At 74.4% G+C, this 14900-nt stretch carries 11 protein-coding genes; 5 read left to right on the top strand and 6 right to left on the bottom strand.

Annotated features, from left to right (window positions below; all coding sequences use genetic code 11):
* Positions 1-42: 42 nt before the first annotated feature.
* Positions 43-1314, bottom strand: a complete 1272-nt coding sequence (locus DZA62_RS22250) for a GAF domain-containing protein (protein WP_198664059.1) — start codon at positions 1312-1314, stop codon at positions 43-45.
* 117 nt (positions 1315-1431) lie between these two features.
* Here DZA62_RS22250 and mshB point away from each other — a divergent pair, with 117 nt between their 5' ends.
* The 3 genes from mshB (at position 1432) to DZA62_RS22265 (ending at position 6948) form a co-directional block, all read left to right on the top strand.
* Entirely contained in the window at positions 1432-2355 is a 924-nt protein-coding gene (mshB, locus tag DZA62_RS22255) for an N-acetyl-1-D-myo-inositol-2-amino-2-deoxy-alpha-D-glucopyranoside deacetylase (protein ID WP_116951147.1), read from the top strand.
* Positions 2352-2768 (top strand): DUF6113 family protein, encoded by a 417-nt coding sequence (locus tag DZA62_RS22260; protein ID WP_116951148.1) that lies wholly within the window; start codon positions 2352-2354, stop codon positions 2766-2768. The genes mshB and DZA62_RS22260 overlap by 4 nt, the downstream gene beginning before the upstream one ends.
* 955 nt (positions 2769-3723) lie before the next feature.
* Positions 3724-6948 carry a VanW family protein gene (locus tag DZA62_RS22265; RefSeq protein ID WP_157987834.1) on the top strand — a complete coding sequence of 1075 codons (3225 nt, stop codon included), beginning with the start codon at positions 3724-3726 and terminating at the stop codon, positions 6946-6948.
* A gap of 21 nt (positions 6949-6969) precedes the next feature.
* On the opposite strand, the gene DZA62_RS22270 is transcribed toward DZA62_RS22265, so the two are convergent.
* Positions 6970-7950 carry a GNAT family N-acetyltransferase gene (locus tag DZA62_RS22270; RefSeq protein ID WP_116951150.1) on the bottom strand — a complete coding sequence of 327 codons (981 nt, stop codon included), beginning with the start codon at positions 7948-7950 and terminating at the stop codon, positions 6970-6972.
* Between the two features lie 111 nt (positions 7951-8061).
* Here DZA62_RS22270 and fdxA point away from each other — a divergent pair, with 111 nt between their 5' ends.
* Both fdxA and dapC read left to right on the top strand, forming a co-directional pair.
* Positions 8062-8391, top strand: coding sequence for a ferredoxin (gene fdxA, locus DZA62_RS22275; protein ID WP_111254906.1), 330 nt, complete (start codon positions 8062-8064; stop codon positions 8389-8391).
* Positions 8388-9506 carry a succinyldiaminopimelate transaminase gene (gene dapC, locus DZA62_RS22280; protein WP_198664060.1) on the top strand — a complete coding sequence of 373 codons (1119 nt, stop codon included), beginning with the start codon at positions 8388-8390 and terminating at the stop codon, positions 9504-9506. Before fdxA ends, dapC begins: the two co-directional genes overlap by 4 nt.
* A 190-nt stretch (positions 9507-9696) precedes the next feature.
* On the opposite strand, the gene DZA62_RS22285 is transcribed toward dapC, so the two are convergent.
* The 4 genes from DZA62_RS22285 to dapD are packed head-to-tail and all read right to left on the bottom strand — an operon-like array spanning position 9697 to position 14837.
* Entirely contained in the window at positions 9697-11277 is a 1581-nt protein-coding gene (locus tag DZA62_RS22285) for a hypothetical protein (protein ID WP_116951152.1), read from the bottom strand.
* 24 nt (positions 11278-11301) lie between these two features.
* Positions 11302-12873: a gamma-glutamyltransferase family protein gene (locus DZA62_RS22290; RefSeq protein WP_116951153.1), complete on the bottom strand. Its 1572-nt coding sequence runs from the start codon at positions 12871-12873 to the stop codon at positions 11302-11304.
* Between the two features lie 2 nt (positions 12874-12875).
* Positions 12876-13853 (bottom strand): hypothetical protein, encoded by a 978-nt coding sequence (locus tag DZA62_RS22295; protein WP_198664061.1) that lies wholly within the window; start codon positions 13851-13853, stop codon positions 12876-12878.
* Positions 13854-13904: 51 nt separating this feature from the next.
* Positions 13905-14837, bottom strand: a complete 933-nt coding sequence (gene dapD, locus DZA62_RS22300) for a 2,3,4,5-tetrahydropyridine-2,6-dicarboxylate N-succinyltransferase (protein WP_116951154.1) — start codon at positions 14835-14837, stop codon at positions 13905-13907.
* Positions 14838-14900 lie beyond the last annotated feature (63 nt).

Raw genomic sequence — 14900 nt, forward strand, 5'->3', positions numbered from 1 at the left:
CGCCCGGTCGTACCCTTTCGGGTTCCCCGGACGAGCCCGGCCTCAGCCGGTGTGGCCCAGTTCGCCGTCCAGACCGGCCAGGACGGCCGCGGCCTCGGCACGCTGCGGTGAGCCCGGCGGGAGTCCGTCCATTCGGGCCCGCCAGATCTGGGCGTCCTCGCGGCCGGACGGCGACATCGCGTAGCGCCGCAGCGCGTCGCCGTCACCGGCCTGCAGCAGCACGTTGCGCAGCCAGCCATGCAGCCGGTAACGCAACGCGACGACGCCCGGCGCCGCCGAGCGCGGCAGGAGGTCGCCCCGGTACAGCTCGACGGCGCCACGGTGGTCGCCGCGGGTGAGCCGGTCGGCGACGTCCATGGCGTCGGTGCGCAGCTCCGTGCGCAGGCGGTACTGGCCGGCGGGTGACACCAGGTCCGGGACGGCCTTGCGCAGCCGCGACATCTCCGCGCGGACGGTGACCTCGGCGGCGTCGTGCTCGTACAGCTGCCACGCCAGCTCGCTGGCCGGCAGACCGTCGGGGTGCTCGGCGAGCAGGAGCAGCAGCTCGGTGTGCCGCAGGCTGAGCTCGATGCTGCGGCCGTGGTGAACCAGCAGCCCACGCGGGCGGCCCAGGACCTCCAGCCGGCTGTCCGGCGCTGCCGCGACGGCTCCGCCGAGAAGCCGCAGCTCCGCCTCGACCGCCGCGACGGCGGAGCGGACCAGGAACGCCGACTGCGGCGTCACGACCGAGGCGCCGCCGGTGATGTCGAGGACGCCGATGACCTGGCCGGTGCGCGGGTCGCGGATCGGAGCCGCGGTGCAGCTCCACGGCTGGACGCTGCGGGCGTAGTGCTCGCTGCCGAAGACCTGCACGGTCTCGCCGACCGCCAGCGCCGTGCCGATGGCGTTGGTCCCCATGGCGTCCTCGCACCAGTCGGCACCGGCCTGCAGGCGCATGCGCTCGGCCCGGCGGCGCAGGTCGTCGTCGCCCTCGGCCCACAGGATGCGACCCCGGGCGTCGCTGACGATGACCAGCACGCCCGCGTCGGCGGCGTCGTCGATGAGCAGGCGGCGCACGACCGGCATCGCGTGGCGCAGCGGGTGGGTGGCGCGGGCCTCGTCGAGAGCGTCGTCGACCAGCGTCATCGGCGAGTCGCGTCGGTCGGGGTCGACCTGCAGCGCGGCGGAGCGTCGCCACGACTCCAGGACGACCGGCCGGACCTCGGCGTCGCCGCGTGGGTCGGACAGCAAGAAGTGCTCGTGGGCCCGGGCCGTCATGCGCCAGCGGCTGACCGGGTCGACGCCGTTCGGGAGTGCGAGCTGGAGGCTGGGCACGTCACTCCTCCTGGGGAGGTGGTCCGCGGACACGCCTAGAGTAGGCCGTCCGGAACCGGCGGACGGCCGAACCCCGGCGATCGGCAGACTGTCGGACCGGCTGCATAGGCTGAGTGCATGCCCGTCGACCTTCCCGACCGCCGCCTGCTGCTGGTGCACGCCCACCCCGACGACGAGTCCATCGGCACCGGCGCCACCATGGCCCGCTACGCGGCCGAGGGCGCCCACGTCACCCTCGTCACCTGCACCCAGGGCGAGCTGGGAGAGATCGTGCTGCCCGAGCTGGCACACCTCGCGCCCGAGCACGACGACACGCTGGGGCCGCACCGGGCCGGCGAGCTGGCCGACGCCATGGCGCAGCTGAAAGTCGGCGACCACCGGTTCCTCGGCGGTCCGGGGCGCTATCGCGACTCCGGCATGGTCTGGGGGCCCGACGGTCGCCGCGCGGTCGCGCCCGACCAACTCGACCCGCGCGCGTTCTGGTCCGCCGACCTCCGCGAGGCGGCCGACCACCTGGTCGCCGTCATCCGCGAGGTCCGGCCGCAGGTGCTGGTCACCTACGACGAACACGGCGGCTACGGCCACCCCGACCACATCCAGGCGCACCGCGTGGCCACCTACGCGCGCGACCTCGCCGCCGTCCGCTCCTACCGCACCGACCTCGGCCCCGCCTGGGACGTCGCCAAGGTGTACTGGACGGCGACCCCGCGGCAGGTGCTGCAGGAGGCGCTCACGGCGCTGCGCGAGCGGGGCGGCACCGGCTTCGAGAACGCCGCCTCGGCCGACGACTTCGGGTACGTGGTCGACCTCGCCGACATCGACGCCGTCATCGACGGTTCGCAGCACATCGACGCGAAACTGGCGGCCATGCGGGCGCACGCCACCCAGATCGACGTCCAGTGGCCGTACTTCACGCTTTCCGACCACGTCGGGCAGCCCGTCTGGGCGCAGGAGTACTTCCGGCTGGCGCACGGCCGTCGCGGCCTGGCCGACTCCGCCGGCGGCTTCGAGACCGACCTCTTCGCCGGCGTCGCACCGTGACCGTCGCACCCGGGGCGCCGGTGCGGTCCGGGCCGGTGCCCGGCCCGACGCTGCGGGCTCGGGTGCTGTCTACGCTCGCCGTCGCCGGCCTCGGGGCGGTCGCGGTCGCGGTGGCCGTCGCCGGGGCGTTCCTTCACCGGTGGAACAACCCGGCCGGCATCCTGCTGGCGGTGGGTGGCGCCGTGTCGCTGGGCGTACTGGTGCGGGCGTGCGCGCGCAGCCGGGCGGGCATCGCGGTGGTCGCGTTGCTGTGGCTCGCGCCGGTGCTGGTCCTCGCTCAGCTGCCGCCGGGCGACGACCGCGTCATCCTCGGCGACGAAGCCGGCCTGGTGTTTCTCTTCGGCGGGACGACCAGTATGGCCATCGTTCTGGGCCGAGGCGTCGAGGCGAGATCGACTCGACCAGTGACGTAAGATGCCCCGGGCAAGACCTGACTACTGACGAATTGCGCATATTCAAAGCGATAGGTGCCCTAGCGTGACCGACAACCCACCTGGCCGGGGCGACGCCGCGGCCGGTTCCACTGACCGTGGCGACGCGGTCGGCGTCGAGAACGACCGGCCCGCCGACGCACCGGCGACGTCTTCCGCAGACCCTATCGGGTCGGCCGGAAACGCATCCGCCACCCCTGCCACTGAGACGAACAGCACACCCACCCGGCCGGCCTCCGCCGAGGGCGGGCGTCCTGATGCTGCCGGGGGTGCGCCGGCACGGCGGACCACCATCGCCGCGTCGGCGGCAGCGCTCGCGGAGAAGCGGGCGGCCAAGGCGCGTGCGGCGGCGGAAGCCGCGGCGGCCGGCGACGGCGCTGTGGGCGCATCCGCGCGTCCACGGGTCATCGACGCCCGGCCCACCGGCCCCCAGCCTGCGCGCGACGACCAGCCGGCCGCAGACGAGGTTCGACCGGTGCGTGAGGGGCAGCGGCCGGAGAACGGCCGCCGCCAGGACGACAGTCGTGCCACCAGCGACCGTGGGCCGAGCGACGGCCATCGACCGGACGACGGGCGCGGCGCCAGCGACCGTGCGCCGAGCGACGGCCGACGGCCCGATGCTGAGGCCCGGCCCATGCGTGACGGTCAGCGGCCGGAGAACGGCCGCCGCCAGGACGACGGTCGCGCCACCAGCGACCGTGCGCCGAGCGACGGCCAGCGGCCCGACGCCGGAGCCTCCGAGGTTCGGCCCATGCGTGACGGTCAGCGGCCGGAGAACGGCCGGAGCCAAGACGGCGGTCGCGCCACGAACGACCGTGCGCCGAGCGACGGTGGGAGGCCGCAGACCGGCCGCCGCCAGGACGACGGGCGCGGCATCAGCGACCGTGCACCGAGCGACGGCCAGCGGCCCGACGCCGGAGCCTCCGAGGTTCGGCCCGTGCGTGACGGTCAGCGGCCGGAGACCGGCCGCCGCCAGGACGACAGGCGCGGCGCCAGCGACCGTGCGCCGAGCGACGGCCACCGACCGGAGGCGGCCGCGGGCAACGCCGCGGGTGCTCGTGCGCCGCACGAGTCGCGCGGTGACGCGGCGCCGTCGCGCGAGGTACGAGGCGTCGACGAGTCGCGGCGGCCGGATCAGGGCGCGCCGAACCCCGAGCCGTCCCGCGAGCCGCGGCGACCGGACCCGGCGGCACCGAGCACTGCCACGCCGCGCGACCCGCGCCGTAGCGACGAGACGCGGGCGGCGCAGAGCGCCGAGGCCGCACCGTCGCGGGCGGAACAGTCGCGGCGGGCCGGTGAGACACCGGAGCGCGGCGGCCGCCAGGACGAGCAACCGGCCGCCGAGCAGCAGGGCCTGCCGACCCGGCAGCGCCCGACGTCGGCGCCGTTGGGTGCGGCATCGCCCCAGCCGTCGATGCTGCCGCCGGTCCAGAAGGAGGCACGCGCGGCCGGGGCGATGCAGTCCCGGCCGGCCGCCGACGAGGCGAGGTTCGCGGCCACGGCGCAGGCGTTCACCGGCGCCCAGGCCGCCCGTGCCCGGGTCGCCGAGCAGTCCGAGAACACGCCCGGGCCCCGCGATGCGGAGGAGCAGCGGCCCAGCGGGCCGACGCCGCCCCCGTCGGCGCAGCGGCCGGCGCCCGGTCGCTCGAACGTCAAGGACCGCAACCGCTCGGGTCAGACCCCGGTCGATCCGCGGCTGTCCGGCCCGGTCCCGACCGCCGCGGCAGCCGCCGCGGCGGCCGAGGGCAGCGGCCAGCGCTTCGAGGAGCCGCGCGTCGTGCAGGATGCTCTCGCGGCCAAGGCCCGCGCCTCCGAGCGGGCGGGCGCCGGCTCCGACGAGTCCGGCGTCGCGGAGACCGCTGCCGCAGCAGGTGCGGTCGGCGCCGCCAGGACGGCCGAGGCAGCGACCGCGAGACCGAGCGAGACGCCGGCGGCGACACCGAGCGAGACATCGGCCGCGACACCGAGCGAGACCCCGGCGGCGGCACCAGCCGCCGAGCAGGCCCGGCCCGGTACGGCACCGGCCGCCGAGCAGGAGCGGCCCGATGCCGCACCGGCACCCACACCGGCACCCGCACCGGCAGCAGTACCGGCCGCCGAGCCGGCCCGGCCGCGTCCGGAACCGGGCGTGCGGGCGGCCGGCATCTACACCTCGGGCCGCGAGCCGGCCGAGGAGCCGACCCAGGAGTTCGGCGCCGTCGACGCCCCGATCGTGGCCGCCGCACCGCCGGTTGCCGCGGCGGCCGACGCTCCGCCGCAGGACGAGTCCGCCGGGCGAGCCAACCGGCGTCAGCAGCAGCGCTCCTTCGGGCAGGCCACGGCGGCCGCCCTGCTGGACTCCTCCAAGCGCGGTGACGACGGCAACGGCGGCGACGGTAGCGGCGGCAACGACGACGAGGCATCCAGTGGCCGGAGTAGGGCCAAGGTGGCAGCCCTGGTCGTCGCCGGGGTGGTCGTGGTGCTGGGCATCGGCTACGGCGTCGCCTACGCGGTGGCCGGCGACTCGCTGGCCCGCGGCGCGACGGTCGCGGGCATCGAGGTCGGCGGCATGACGCCGGAGGAGGCCGAGGAGACGCTCAACACGCAGCTCCCGGCCCTGGTCGACCAGCCGTTCCACCTGACCATCGGCGAGGAGGAGACCTCCTTCGAGGTGGTCCCGTCGGCGGCGGGCATGACGGTCGACGTGCCTGCGACGATCGACGAGATCCCGGGCGGCAGCGCCAACCCGGTGTCGCTGTTCCAGGCGCTGCTGGGCGGCGGCGAGACCACCCCGGTCCCGGCGTTCGACCAGGCCGCGCTGGAGGCGGCGCTGACGGAGATCGCCGCTCAGGCGAACATCGAGCCGGTGAACGGCGCGGTCGCGTTCGACGGCGGTGAGGTCGTCACCAGCGACCCGCAGCTCGGCCGTGCGGTCAACCTCGACGCCACCATCGAGCGGCTCGAGGGCGCGTTCTTCGGCGCCGAGTCCACCCTGCCCGTCGGCGACGTCCAGCTGGCCATCGACGAGGTGCCGCCGGCGGTCAGCGCCGAGGAGGTGCAGCGTGCGGTTGCCGAGTTCGCCGAGCCGGCGATGTCCGCGCCCGTGACGGTCGTCGCGGGGGAGGAGAGCGTCGAGCTGCCGGCGGAGCTCGTGGGTCAGGCGCTCGCCATGGCGCCCGACGAGGCCGGGACCCTGCAGCCGGCGCTCGACGGCGCCAAGCTGACCGATGTCGCCCGCGACCTGCTGACCGAGGTGGGCCAGGAGGGCCGCGACGCCACCATCACCATCGAGGGCGGCGAGCCGACCGTCGTGCCGGCCGAGCGCGGCATGGGCATCGCGCCGGAGTCGCTGAGCGCGGCGCTGCTGCCGGTGCTGACCGCCGAGGGCGACGAGCGGCAGGCCGCGGTCGAGCTCACCGAGGTCGACCCCGAGCTGACGACGGCCGCCGCCGAGGAACTGGGCGTCACCGAGGTGGTCGGTGAGTTCACGACGCGGTTCCCGCACGCCGACTACCGCAACGTCAACATCGGCACCGCGGCCGAGCGCATCGACAACACGCTGCTGCTGCCCGGCGACGAGTTCAGCCTCAACGGCATCGTCGGCGAGCGCACCGAGGCCAACGGCTTCACCGCCGGCACCATCATCAACGGCGGCCGGCTGGAGGAGTCCCTCGGCGGCGGCGTCTCGCAGGTGGCGACGACGACCTTCCACGCTGCCTTCCTGGCCGGCCTCGAGGACGTCGAGCACTGGCCGCACTCGATCTACTTCGACCGCTACCCGGTCGGCCAGGAGGCCACCGTCGCGTGGGGGGCGAAGGACATGCGGTTCAGCAACGACACCCCTTACGGCGTCGTCGTCGACACCAGCTTCACCCCGAGCTCGTCCGGCAACCAGGGCACGCTCAACGTGAAGATCTGGAGCACCGAGTACTACCGGGTCGAGACGTCGGTCTCCGACCGTTCGAACTACTCCTCGCCGCAGACCATCTACGACACGTCGGACAACTGCTCCGCACAGGGCGGCAGCCAGGGATTCGACATCACGTCGTACCGGCAGGTGTGGGACCCCGACGGCAACCTCGTCAAGGACGAGGCGGACCCGTGGACCTACAACCCGAACCACCGGGTCATCTGCGGTCCCGACCCGGGCGAGGACGACGGCGAGGGCGGCGGCGACAACTGACGCGCGACCACTACCGCCGGCTCAGCGCAGCCGGCGGTAGTGGTACGCGTGGTGCTCGGCGAAGCCGGCCTTGCGGTACGTCGCACGGGCCGGCTCGTTCGGTTCAGCGACCTGCAGGTACACGTCGGTGGCGCCGAGCTGGTCCGCCCACGCGGCCAGCCCGGCGACGATGTGCCCGCCCAGCCCGCGCCGCCGGGCCACCGGCGCCACCTCGACCGCGGTCACCCCGAGCCAGCGTCGCCCGCTCGACGCGTCGCTGACGGCGCCCCGCGCGATGGCGACTCGCTCGCCGTCGTCGTCCACCGAGGCGAACCCGACGCGGTCGGCGTTGACCAGCACGTCGACGGCGTGCGCGGGCAGCTCACCGCCTCGGTAGTGATAGCCGGCCAGCCACGCGTCGTCGGGCCGGTCGTCGACCCGGACCCGCGGCAGCTCGGCCCGCTCAGCGCCGCGCACCACGTCGACCGACGCCACCATGACGAAGGTGCGGTCCTCCAGCGCCGGCCAGCCGCGCGCGTCCAGCACCGGCCCCAGGGTGCGACCGAGCGGCTCGGGCACCTGGAACGCCGGCACCAGCCCACGCGCCCGGTACCACCGCTCGACCAGCTCGACGGCCTCGGGCAGCGGCCGCCCGGGGTCGTCCAGCGGAAGGCACGAGTTGGCCCGGCCGGTGAACCCGCCGGAGGCCCGCAGCAGCCAGCCGCCGTGCCACTCAGGCTCCAGCGCCCGCCAGCCGTGCAGCGCGGCCGTCTCGAGGTCGCGGACGTCGCGTCGGGTCACCGTCAGCTCGGGGATCTCCTTGACGACGATGACGTCGTCGGCCCGCACCACGACCACGTCGCCACCGCGCGACGGCCGCACCCGCAGCTCGTCGCGCGAATGGGATTCGAGGAGGCCGAGCACGTCCGTGGCGCCGAACTCGTCGCCGTGCAGACGGTAGCGAATCACGACACGCCGTCCGACCAGGTCGGACGGGTTCTGATTCGCACTGGGCTGTCTCATAGGCTGACCTTGGTGCACGATGGATTGCGGGCAACGCGATACTAGGGCTGAGCACGAAAGAGTAGCCGGACCGGTATGCGCCGGAAGGGCTTGCGATAGGAGGATCCCGCCGTGACGTACGTCATCGCGCAGCCTTGCGTCGATCTCAAGGACCTCGCTTGCGTCGAGGAGTGTCCGGTCGACTGCATCTACGAGGGCGAGCGGATGCTCTACATCCACCCGGATGAGTGCGTCGACTGCGGTGCGTGCGAACCGGTCTGCCCCGTCGAGGCGATCTTCTACGAAGACGACGTCCCCGGCGAGTGGAAGGACTACACGCAGGCCAACGCGGAGTTCTTCGACGACCTCGGTTCGCCCGGAGGCGCAGCCAAGCTCGGTGCCATCGACAAGGACCACGCGGTCGTCGCGGCGCTGCCCCCGCAGGAGCACGAGGGGCATTGAGCACGTCGCAGGGCCGGCCGCAGCGCACACCACGCCAGCTGCCCGACTTCCCCTGGGACGCTCTCGTCCCCTACGGCGAGCGGGCGGCGGCACACCCCGACGGCATCGTCGACCTCTCGGTCGGCACGCCGGTCGACCCCACGCCGGAGGTGGTGCGCCAGGCGCTGGCCGCGGCGGCGGACGCTCCGGGCTACCCGACGACGCTGGGCACGGTCGCGCTTCGTGAGGCGGCCGTGCGCTGGCTCGGCCGCCGGGCCGGCGCCAAGGGGCTCGACCCCGGCGCCGTCATTCCGGCCATCGGCTCGAAGGAGCTGGTGGCGTGGTTGCCGACGCTGCTCGGCCTGGGCCCCGGCGACACCGTCGTGTTCCCCGAACTGGCCTACCCGACGTACGACATCGGTGCCCGGCTGGCTGGGGCCGACCCGGTCGCCAGCGACTCCGTCACGGCGCTCGGCCCGCGTCCGGTGGCGCTGATCTGGGTGAACTCGCCGGCCAACCCGCACGGCCGGGTGCTGCCGGCCGCGCACCTGGCCAAGGTGGTCGACTGGGCTCGCGAGCGTGGCGCCGTCGTCGCCTCCGACGAGTGCTATCTCGAGCTGGGGTGGGAGGAGCGGCCGGTCTCGATCCTCGACCCCGCCGTCAACGGCGGCTCGCTCGACGGCCTGCTGGCGGTGCACTCGCTGTCCAAGCGGTCCAATCTGGCCGGCTACCGTGCCGGGTTCGTCGCCGGCGACCCCGCGCTGGTCGGTCAGGTGCTCGCGGTACGCAAGCACGCGGGCCTCATGGTCCCGACGCCGGTGCAGGCCGCCATGGCCGCCGCCCTCGACGACGACGCTCATGTCGACGCCCAGCGGGAGCGGTACGCCCACCGCCGCGAGGTGCTGCGGGCGGCGCTGGTCGAGGCCGGGTTCCGCATCGACCACTCGACGGCCGGCCTGTACCTCTGGGCGACCCGCGACGAGCCGTGCTGGGACACCGTCGGCTGGCTGGCCGACCGCGGCATCCTGGCCGCGCCGGGCGTGTTCTACGGCGCCGCCGGCGGCTCGCACGTCCGCATCGCCCTGACGGCGACCGATGAGCGGGTCGACGCCGCCGCCAAGCGCCTCACGCCCTGAGAATGATCACGTTGAGTGGGGGTGCTCCCGCTCCACCAGGCATGCATGCCTGGTGAACCGTGAACTCGCCTGGGCCGACCCTGGGAAAGCGATTGCCGAGCCGACGCTCGGCGTTCTACCGCTTCCCCAGGCATGCATGCCTGGTGGAGCGTGAAGAGCCCCACTTAACGTGATCATTCCGGGGTGGGGGTCAGCTGATGGCGGCGGCCGCGATCTGGGGGTCCGGTCCGACGCCCAGCGCCACCTCGGAGCCGGAGCACGACACGACGGCCGACTGGCCGGTGCCGGTGAACACCGTACGGCCGTCCTCGTCGCCGGCCTGTGCGTCCGGGAACGCCGCCGCGTAGAACTCGGTGACGGTGTCGCACAGCGGCGTGACCCCGTCGTCGCCGCGGTCGGCGAGCACGAGCGCGAGCGCGGTGTCGTCGCCGTCGCCCCAGACGGTGACCTCGCCGCCGGCCCAGGCCGCGACGCGGTCCTTGGCGTCGGACGGCGCGGCGGACTCGTCGTCGCCCGGCGCCTCGAGCAGGAACAGCAGGTCGGCCGCGCCGAAGGTGTCCATGCGCAGCTGCTGCCAGCCCGGCCCGGCCGGGTCGCGGACGTCGACGGCGGCCTCGCCGGCACGGTAGCGGTCGGGGAAGAGCACCTGCGCGGTGGTCGCCGGCGGCGTGGAGTACGTGGCGTCGACCGCGTCCCAGCCGCCGTCGAGGAACACGTCGCAGGTGAACGTCATGCCCTCGACGTACGGAAACTCCAGCTGGCGGGCGATGAAGTGCGGCAGTGCGTTGAGGTCGGCCGTGGTCCGGCCGGAGGTCTCCTGCAGCGCGAGCAGCTGGTCGAGCGGCAGGTGCTGGCCGATGAACTGCTGGCTGTACAGCGACGCGTCGCCCTCGATGGCGTTGAGCGCGGCGTACGCGGCGTCGGAACCGGATTCGACGGCGATGGCCTCCTGGTCGGGCAGCCCGATGGCGGCGTCGGCTTGCGCGTGCACCAGTTCGTGCGCCGTGATCAGCGCGCCGAGGCCGTCCATCTCCTCCGACCCGATGACCAACTGCCGCGTCTCGGGGTCGTAGAAACCGCCGACGCCGGCGTCGAGGGCGTCGAGCTGCGCCTGGCCGAGGTCGGTGCCGGGCTCGACCGCGCCGAGCGCGGCCAGCAGCCGGGAGTCGACGGCGGCCCGCTCCGGGTCGAGGTCCTCCTGGGTGAGCTCCACCGCCCGTCGCTGCACTTCGTCGAGGCCGACGAACTCGATGTCGACGTCGTCGCCGGCGGGCAGCCCGCGCTCCTCTTCGACCAGCTGCGCGATGGCCGCCACCTGTGTCTCGACGTCGGCGTCGGGAATCGAATCGGAGCCGCCGAGGCCGAGCCCGCCGGAGCCGAGGCACTGCAGCAGGATCGGGTCGAAGTCGCCCATGCCGCCGAGATCGCCGCCGAGCTCGCCCAGCAGTCCGTCGAGCCCGCCCTCGCCGAGCAGGTCCTCCAAACCGCCGAGCCCGCCCTCGGAGCCGCCCAGCAGGTCCTCGAGGCCACCGAGCCCCGACGACTCCTCCTGCGCCGCGGCCAGCTCCTCGCGGGCGGTGTCGCGCTCGGCGCGCAGGTCGTCGACGCGCCGGTCCATCACCACGTACGTGACGCCGGCCAGCACCAGCCCGACGGCGAGCGCGAGGGCGGTGGCGACCTGCCAGACGGCGGTGCGCGACCCCCCGCTCGGCGAGGCCGACGGGGACGGCGACGGGTCCGACGGCGGAGGCGGCGGGGTGGGGGTGCTCATGATCGTCCTAACGTAGCCCGGCGGTCACGCCGTCGCGACCGCCGTGGTGGCGACGCGGGGATCGCGGGCGGACAGCCGCCAGCCGGCGTCGTCGACCCGGATCACCGAGACCGGGCCCCAGCCCGGCTGCGGGCCGTCGGCCGGAACGACGTCGTGGCCGCGCCGGCGCAGGCCGTCGACGATGCGGGCGGGGACGTCGGGCTCCAGTCGCACCCGCGACCCGGACGGCACCGGCGTGCCGGTGGCGCCCTCGTGGGGCTCGATCGTCCATCGCGGCCGCGCCTGTGCCTCGTCGGGGTCGAGGCCGGCGCCCAGCACGGACGCGGCGACCTGCTGGACCAGTTGCGGCTGGACGTGGCCGCCGCGGGTGCCGAGCACCATCGCCAGCCGCGTGCCGTGGGTCCACAGCGTCGGCGACAGCGTGTGCAGCGGCCGACGGCCCGGCGCCAGCTCGCCCGGATGGCCGGGGAGCAGCGAGAACCCGCGGCCGCGATCCTGCAGCAGGAAGCCGGTCGAGCCGGCGCCGACCAGCGAGCCGATGCCGTGGAAGTTGGACTGGATCAGCGAGACGCCCATGCCGTCGCCGTCGACGACGCACAGGTAGGCGGTGCCGCCGGCGGCCAGCGCGGGCGCGTGGCGGTCGCGGGCCGCGGCGGGGTCGACGGAGGCGGCGACGGCATCGAGCCGGGCGGGGTCGAGCAGCCGGTCCAGCGCGACCGGGACCCGGCCGGGGTCGACGGCGACGTCGTCGCGCTCGGCGGCCAGCGCGCGCTGCGCCTCGATCTGCAGGTGCCAGGACTGCGGGTCGGCGGGGTCGTCGGTCCAGCCGAGGCGGTCGAGGACGGCGCAGCCGCCGATGCCGAGGTAGCCCTGCGAGTTCGGCGGCATGGTCCAGCCGGTAGCGCCCCAGACGTCCACGGACAGCGGGTCGACCCAGTCGGCCTGGACATGGCGCAGGTCGTCGGCGGTGATGACGCCGTCGACGGCGGCGCTGATCGCCCGGCCGGGCGCGCCCTCGTAGAACGCCGCGCGACCACCGTCGGCGACCAGCCGCAGCGACGCGGCCAGCTGCTCGCGGGCGACGGTGGAGCCGCGGCCCGCCGCGAGCATCGGCTGCGCCGCCTCGACTCCGGCCAGCGCCTCGGCGTTGGCCCGGAACGCCGCCACCAGCTCGTCGTTGGCCGGGAAGCCCTCGGCGGCCAGCCGGATGGCCGGCGCGAGCACGTCGGCCAGCCCCAGCCGGCCCAGCCGCGACGACAGCGCGGCCCAGCCGTCGACGCAGCCCGGCACCGGGATGGCGGCCGGGTGGCTGCGCGGGATCTCGTCCAGTCCGGCGGCCCGCAGCGCGGCCGCGTCGACGCCGGAACCGGCCCGGCCGGAGGCGTTGAGGGCCAGCGGCACGACCTCACCCGGCGAGTGCACCAGCGCGAACAGGTCGCCGCCGATGCCGCACGTCTCGGGGGCCACCACACCCTGCACGGCGCACGCGGCGATGGCGGCGTCGACCGCGTTGCCGCCGGCCTGCAGGATCTGGACGCCGGCGCGGGTGCTCAGCGTGTGCGGCGTCGAGACGACACCGCCCGGACTGCCCGTCATGCTCACGACCCTTCGGCGACGTCGATGTGGACGTGGTCCAAGTGGCGCAGGGTGACGTTGGTGGTGTCACCGGACGGGTGATTGTACTCGCGCCACCCTTCGTCGGACCGGCGCGCAGACCATATCCTGTCGTCGTAGATGACGGTCGCTATGCCCAGTTCCTGGGCGTTCGCGACGGCCCACTGGGCCACCGCCCAGCCGCGGCGGTTCACGTCGGCGTTGTCGTACGGCTGGAACATCACGTCCAGCGCGCGGCCGTCGTAGTGCGCGGAGCCCTCGACGTGCCCGGAGTCGACGCCGCCCGGCTCGAAGCCGCCGATGTCGAGATCGTCGAACGTGCTGGCCAGCTGGTCGCGGACGGCCCGGGCGCGGTCGGTGAGACCGTCCTCGCCCTCGGTCTGCACGGCGACGTCGTCGGCCTGGAACGTGCAGTAGAAAGCGGCCTCGGAGTTGCCGGTCAGTGCCGACGCCAGCACCCGGGCGTCGTCCTCGTGGTCGGCGTAGGCGTCGGGGAACGCGCTGCGCTGCACCTCCTGCGCGGCGACGGTGATCTCGAGCTCGCGATAGCCGGGGATCTCCACGAGTGCGTCGTAGAAGGCCCCCGCCGCGTAGACGGGGTCCTGCACCTGTTCGGGCGTGCCCCAGCCCTGCGACGGCCGCTGCTGGAAGAGCCCGAGGGAGTCGCGGTCGCCGTAGTCGATGTTGTAGATGTCGGATTCCTGGTACGCCGTGGCCAGCGCGATGGTGACGGCGCGCGCCGGCAGTCCGCGCTCGACCGCGACCGCGGTGATGGTGGCGGCGTGCCGGGCCTGCTCCGGCGACAGCGCGACGGTGAGGCCGTCGACGGTGGCCCGGCAGTCGTTGCGGCGCATGAACGGGTTGTCTTCGCGGCCGACCCACCAGATGAGCAGCGCGGCGATGCACCCGCCGAGGGCGAGCAGGGTCCCGAGGGTGGCCGTCAGGCGGGCAGCGCGACTCATTTGGCGGGAGAACGTCCGTGGCGGGTGCGGCGGTTCCGGATGGCCCGCGCGTCAGTTCGCGTGCAGGACGGAGTTGAGCCCGCCCCAGTCGCCTGACCGGGCCAGCGCCTCGACGGCGCCGGTGACGCTGTTGCGCCGGAACAGCAGGCCGTCGCGGCCGGACAGCTCCAGCGCCTTCACGACCCGGCCGTCGGGCAGCCCGACCTTCGTGCCGGCCGTGATGTAGCAGCCGGCCTCGACGACGCAGCCGTCCCCGAGCGAGATGCCGATGCCCGCGTTGGCGCCGATCAGGCAGCCCTCGCCGACGCTGATGACCTGCGTCCCGCCGCCGGACAGCGTGCCCATGATCGACGCGCCGCCGCCGACGTCGGAGCCGTCGCCGACCACCACGCCGGAGGAGATGCGCCCCTCGACCATGGACGAGCCGAGCGTGCCGGCGTTGAAGTTGACGAACCCCTCGTGCATGACGGTGCTGCCGGCGGCGAGGTGGGCGCCGAGACGCACGCGGTCGGCGTCGGCGATGCGCACACCGGCCGGGACGACGTAGTCGACCATGCGCGGGAACTTGTCGATGCCGTACACCGTGACCGGGCCGCGGCGCAGCAGCCGCAGCCGCGTCAGTTCGAAGCCCTCGACGACGCACGGGCCGTGGTTGGTCCACACGACGTTGTTCAGCACACCGAACAGGCCGTCGAGGTTCTGGCCGTGCGGCGCGACCAGCCGGTGCGACAGCAGGTGCAGCCGGAGGTAGGCGTCCTGGGCGTCGGCGGGCGGGGCGTCGAGGTCGATCTCGGTCTGGACGACGGCCCGGCGGACCTCGCGGTCGCGGTCCTCACCCTCGAGGTCGCGCAGCTCGACGAGGGCGTCGTCGGACGAGATGGGCGGTTTGCCGAGAGCCGGCGATGGGTACCAAACATCCAAGATCGTTCCATCTGCGGCTATGGTGGCCAGGCCGAAGCCCCATGCCCGTCGCTCGTCGGTCATGGGCTCAGCCTACGGAACACGGCGGTATGCGTGAGCGCGGTGGTCGCCGCGTCGATCGCCGCA

Origin of the sequence: Jiangella endophytica (genome assembly GCF_003427025.1) — a bacterium.
GTDB lineage: Bacteria > Actinomycetota > Actinomycetes > Jiangellales > Jiangellaceae > Jiangella > Jiangella endophytica.

What these genes read in the sequence shown, in the direction of transcription:
- mshB (WP_116951147.1), top strand. Translation starts at nt 1,432, where the DNA reads ATGCCCGTCGACCTTCCCGACCGCCGCCTGCTGCTGGTGCACGCCCAC.
- DZA62_RS22270 (WP_116951150.1), bottom strand. Translation starts at nt 7,950, where the DNA reads ATGAGACAGCCCAGTGCGAATCAGAACCCGTCCGACCTGGTCGGACGG.
- DZA62_RS22285 (WP_116951152.1), bottom strand. Translation starts at nt 11,277, where the DNA reads ATGAGCACCCCCACCCCGCCGCCTCCGCCGTCGGACCCGTCGCCGTCC.
- DZA62_RS22290 (WP_116951153.1), bottom strand. Translation starts at nt 12,873, where the DNA reads ATGACGGGCAGTCCGGGCGGTGTCGTCTCGACGCCGCACACGCTGAGC.
- DZA62_RS22295 (WP_198664061.1), bottom strand. Translation starts at nt 13,853, where the DNA reads ATGAGTCGCGCTGCCCGCCTGACGGCCACCCTCGGGACCCTGCTCGCC.
- dapD (WP_116951154.1), bottom strand. Translation starts at nt 14,837, where the DNA reads ATGACCGACGAGCGACGGGCATGGGGCTTCGGCCTGGCCACCATAGCC.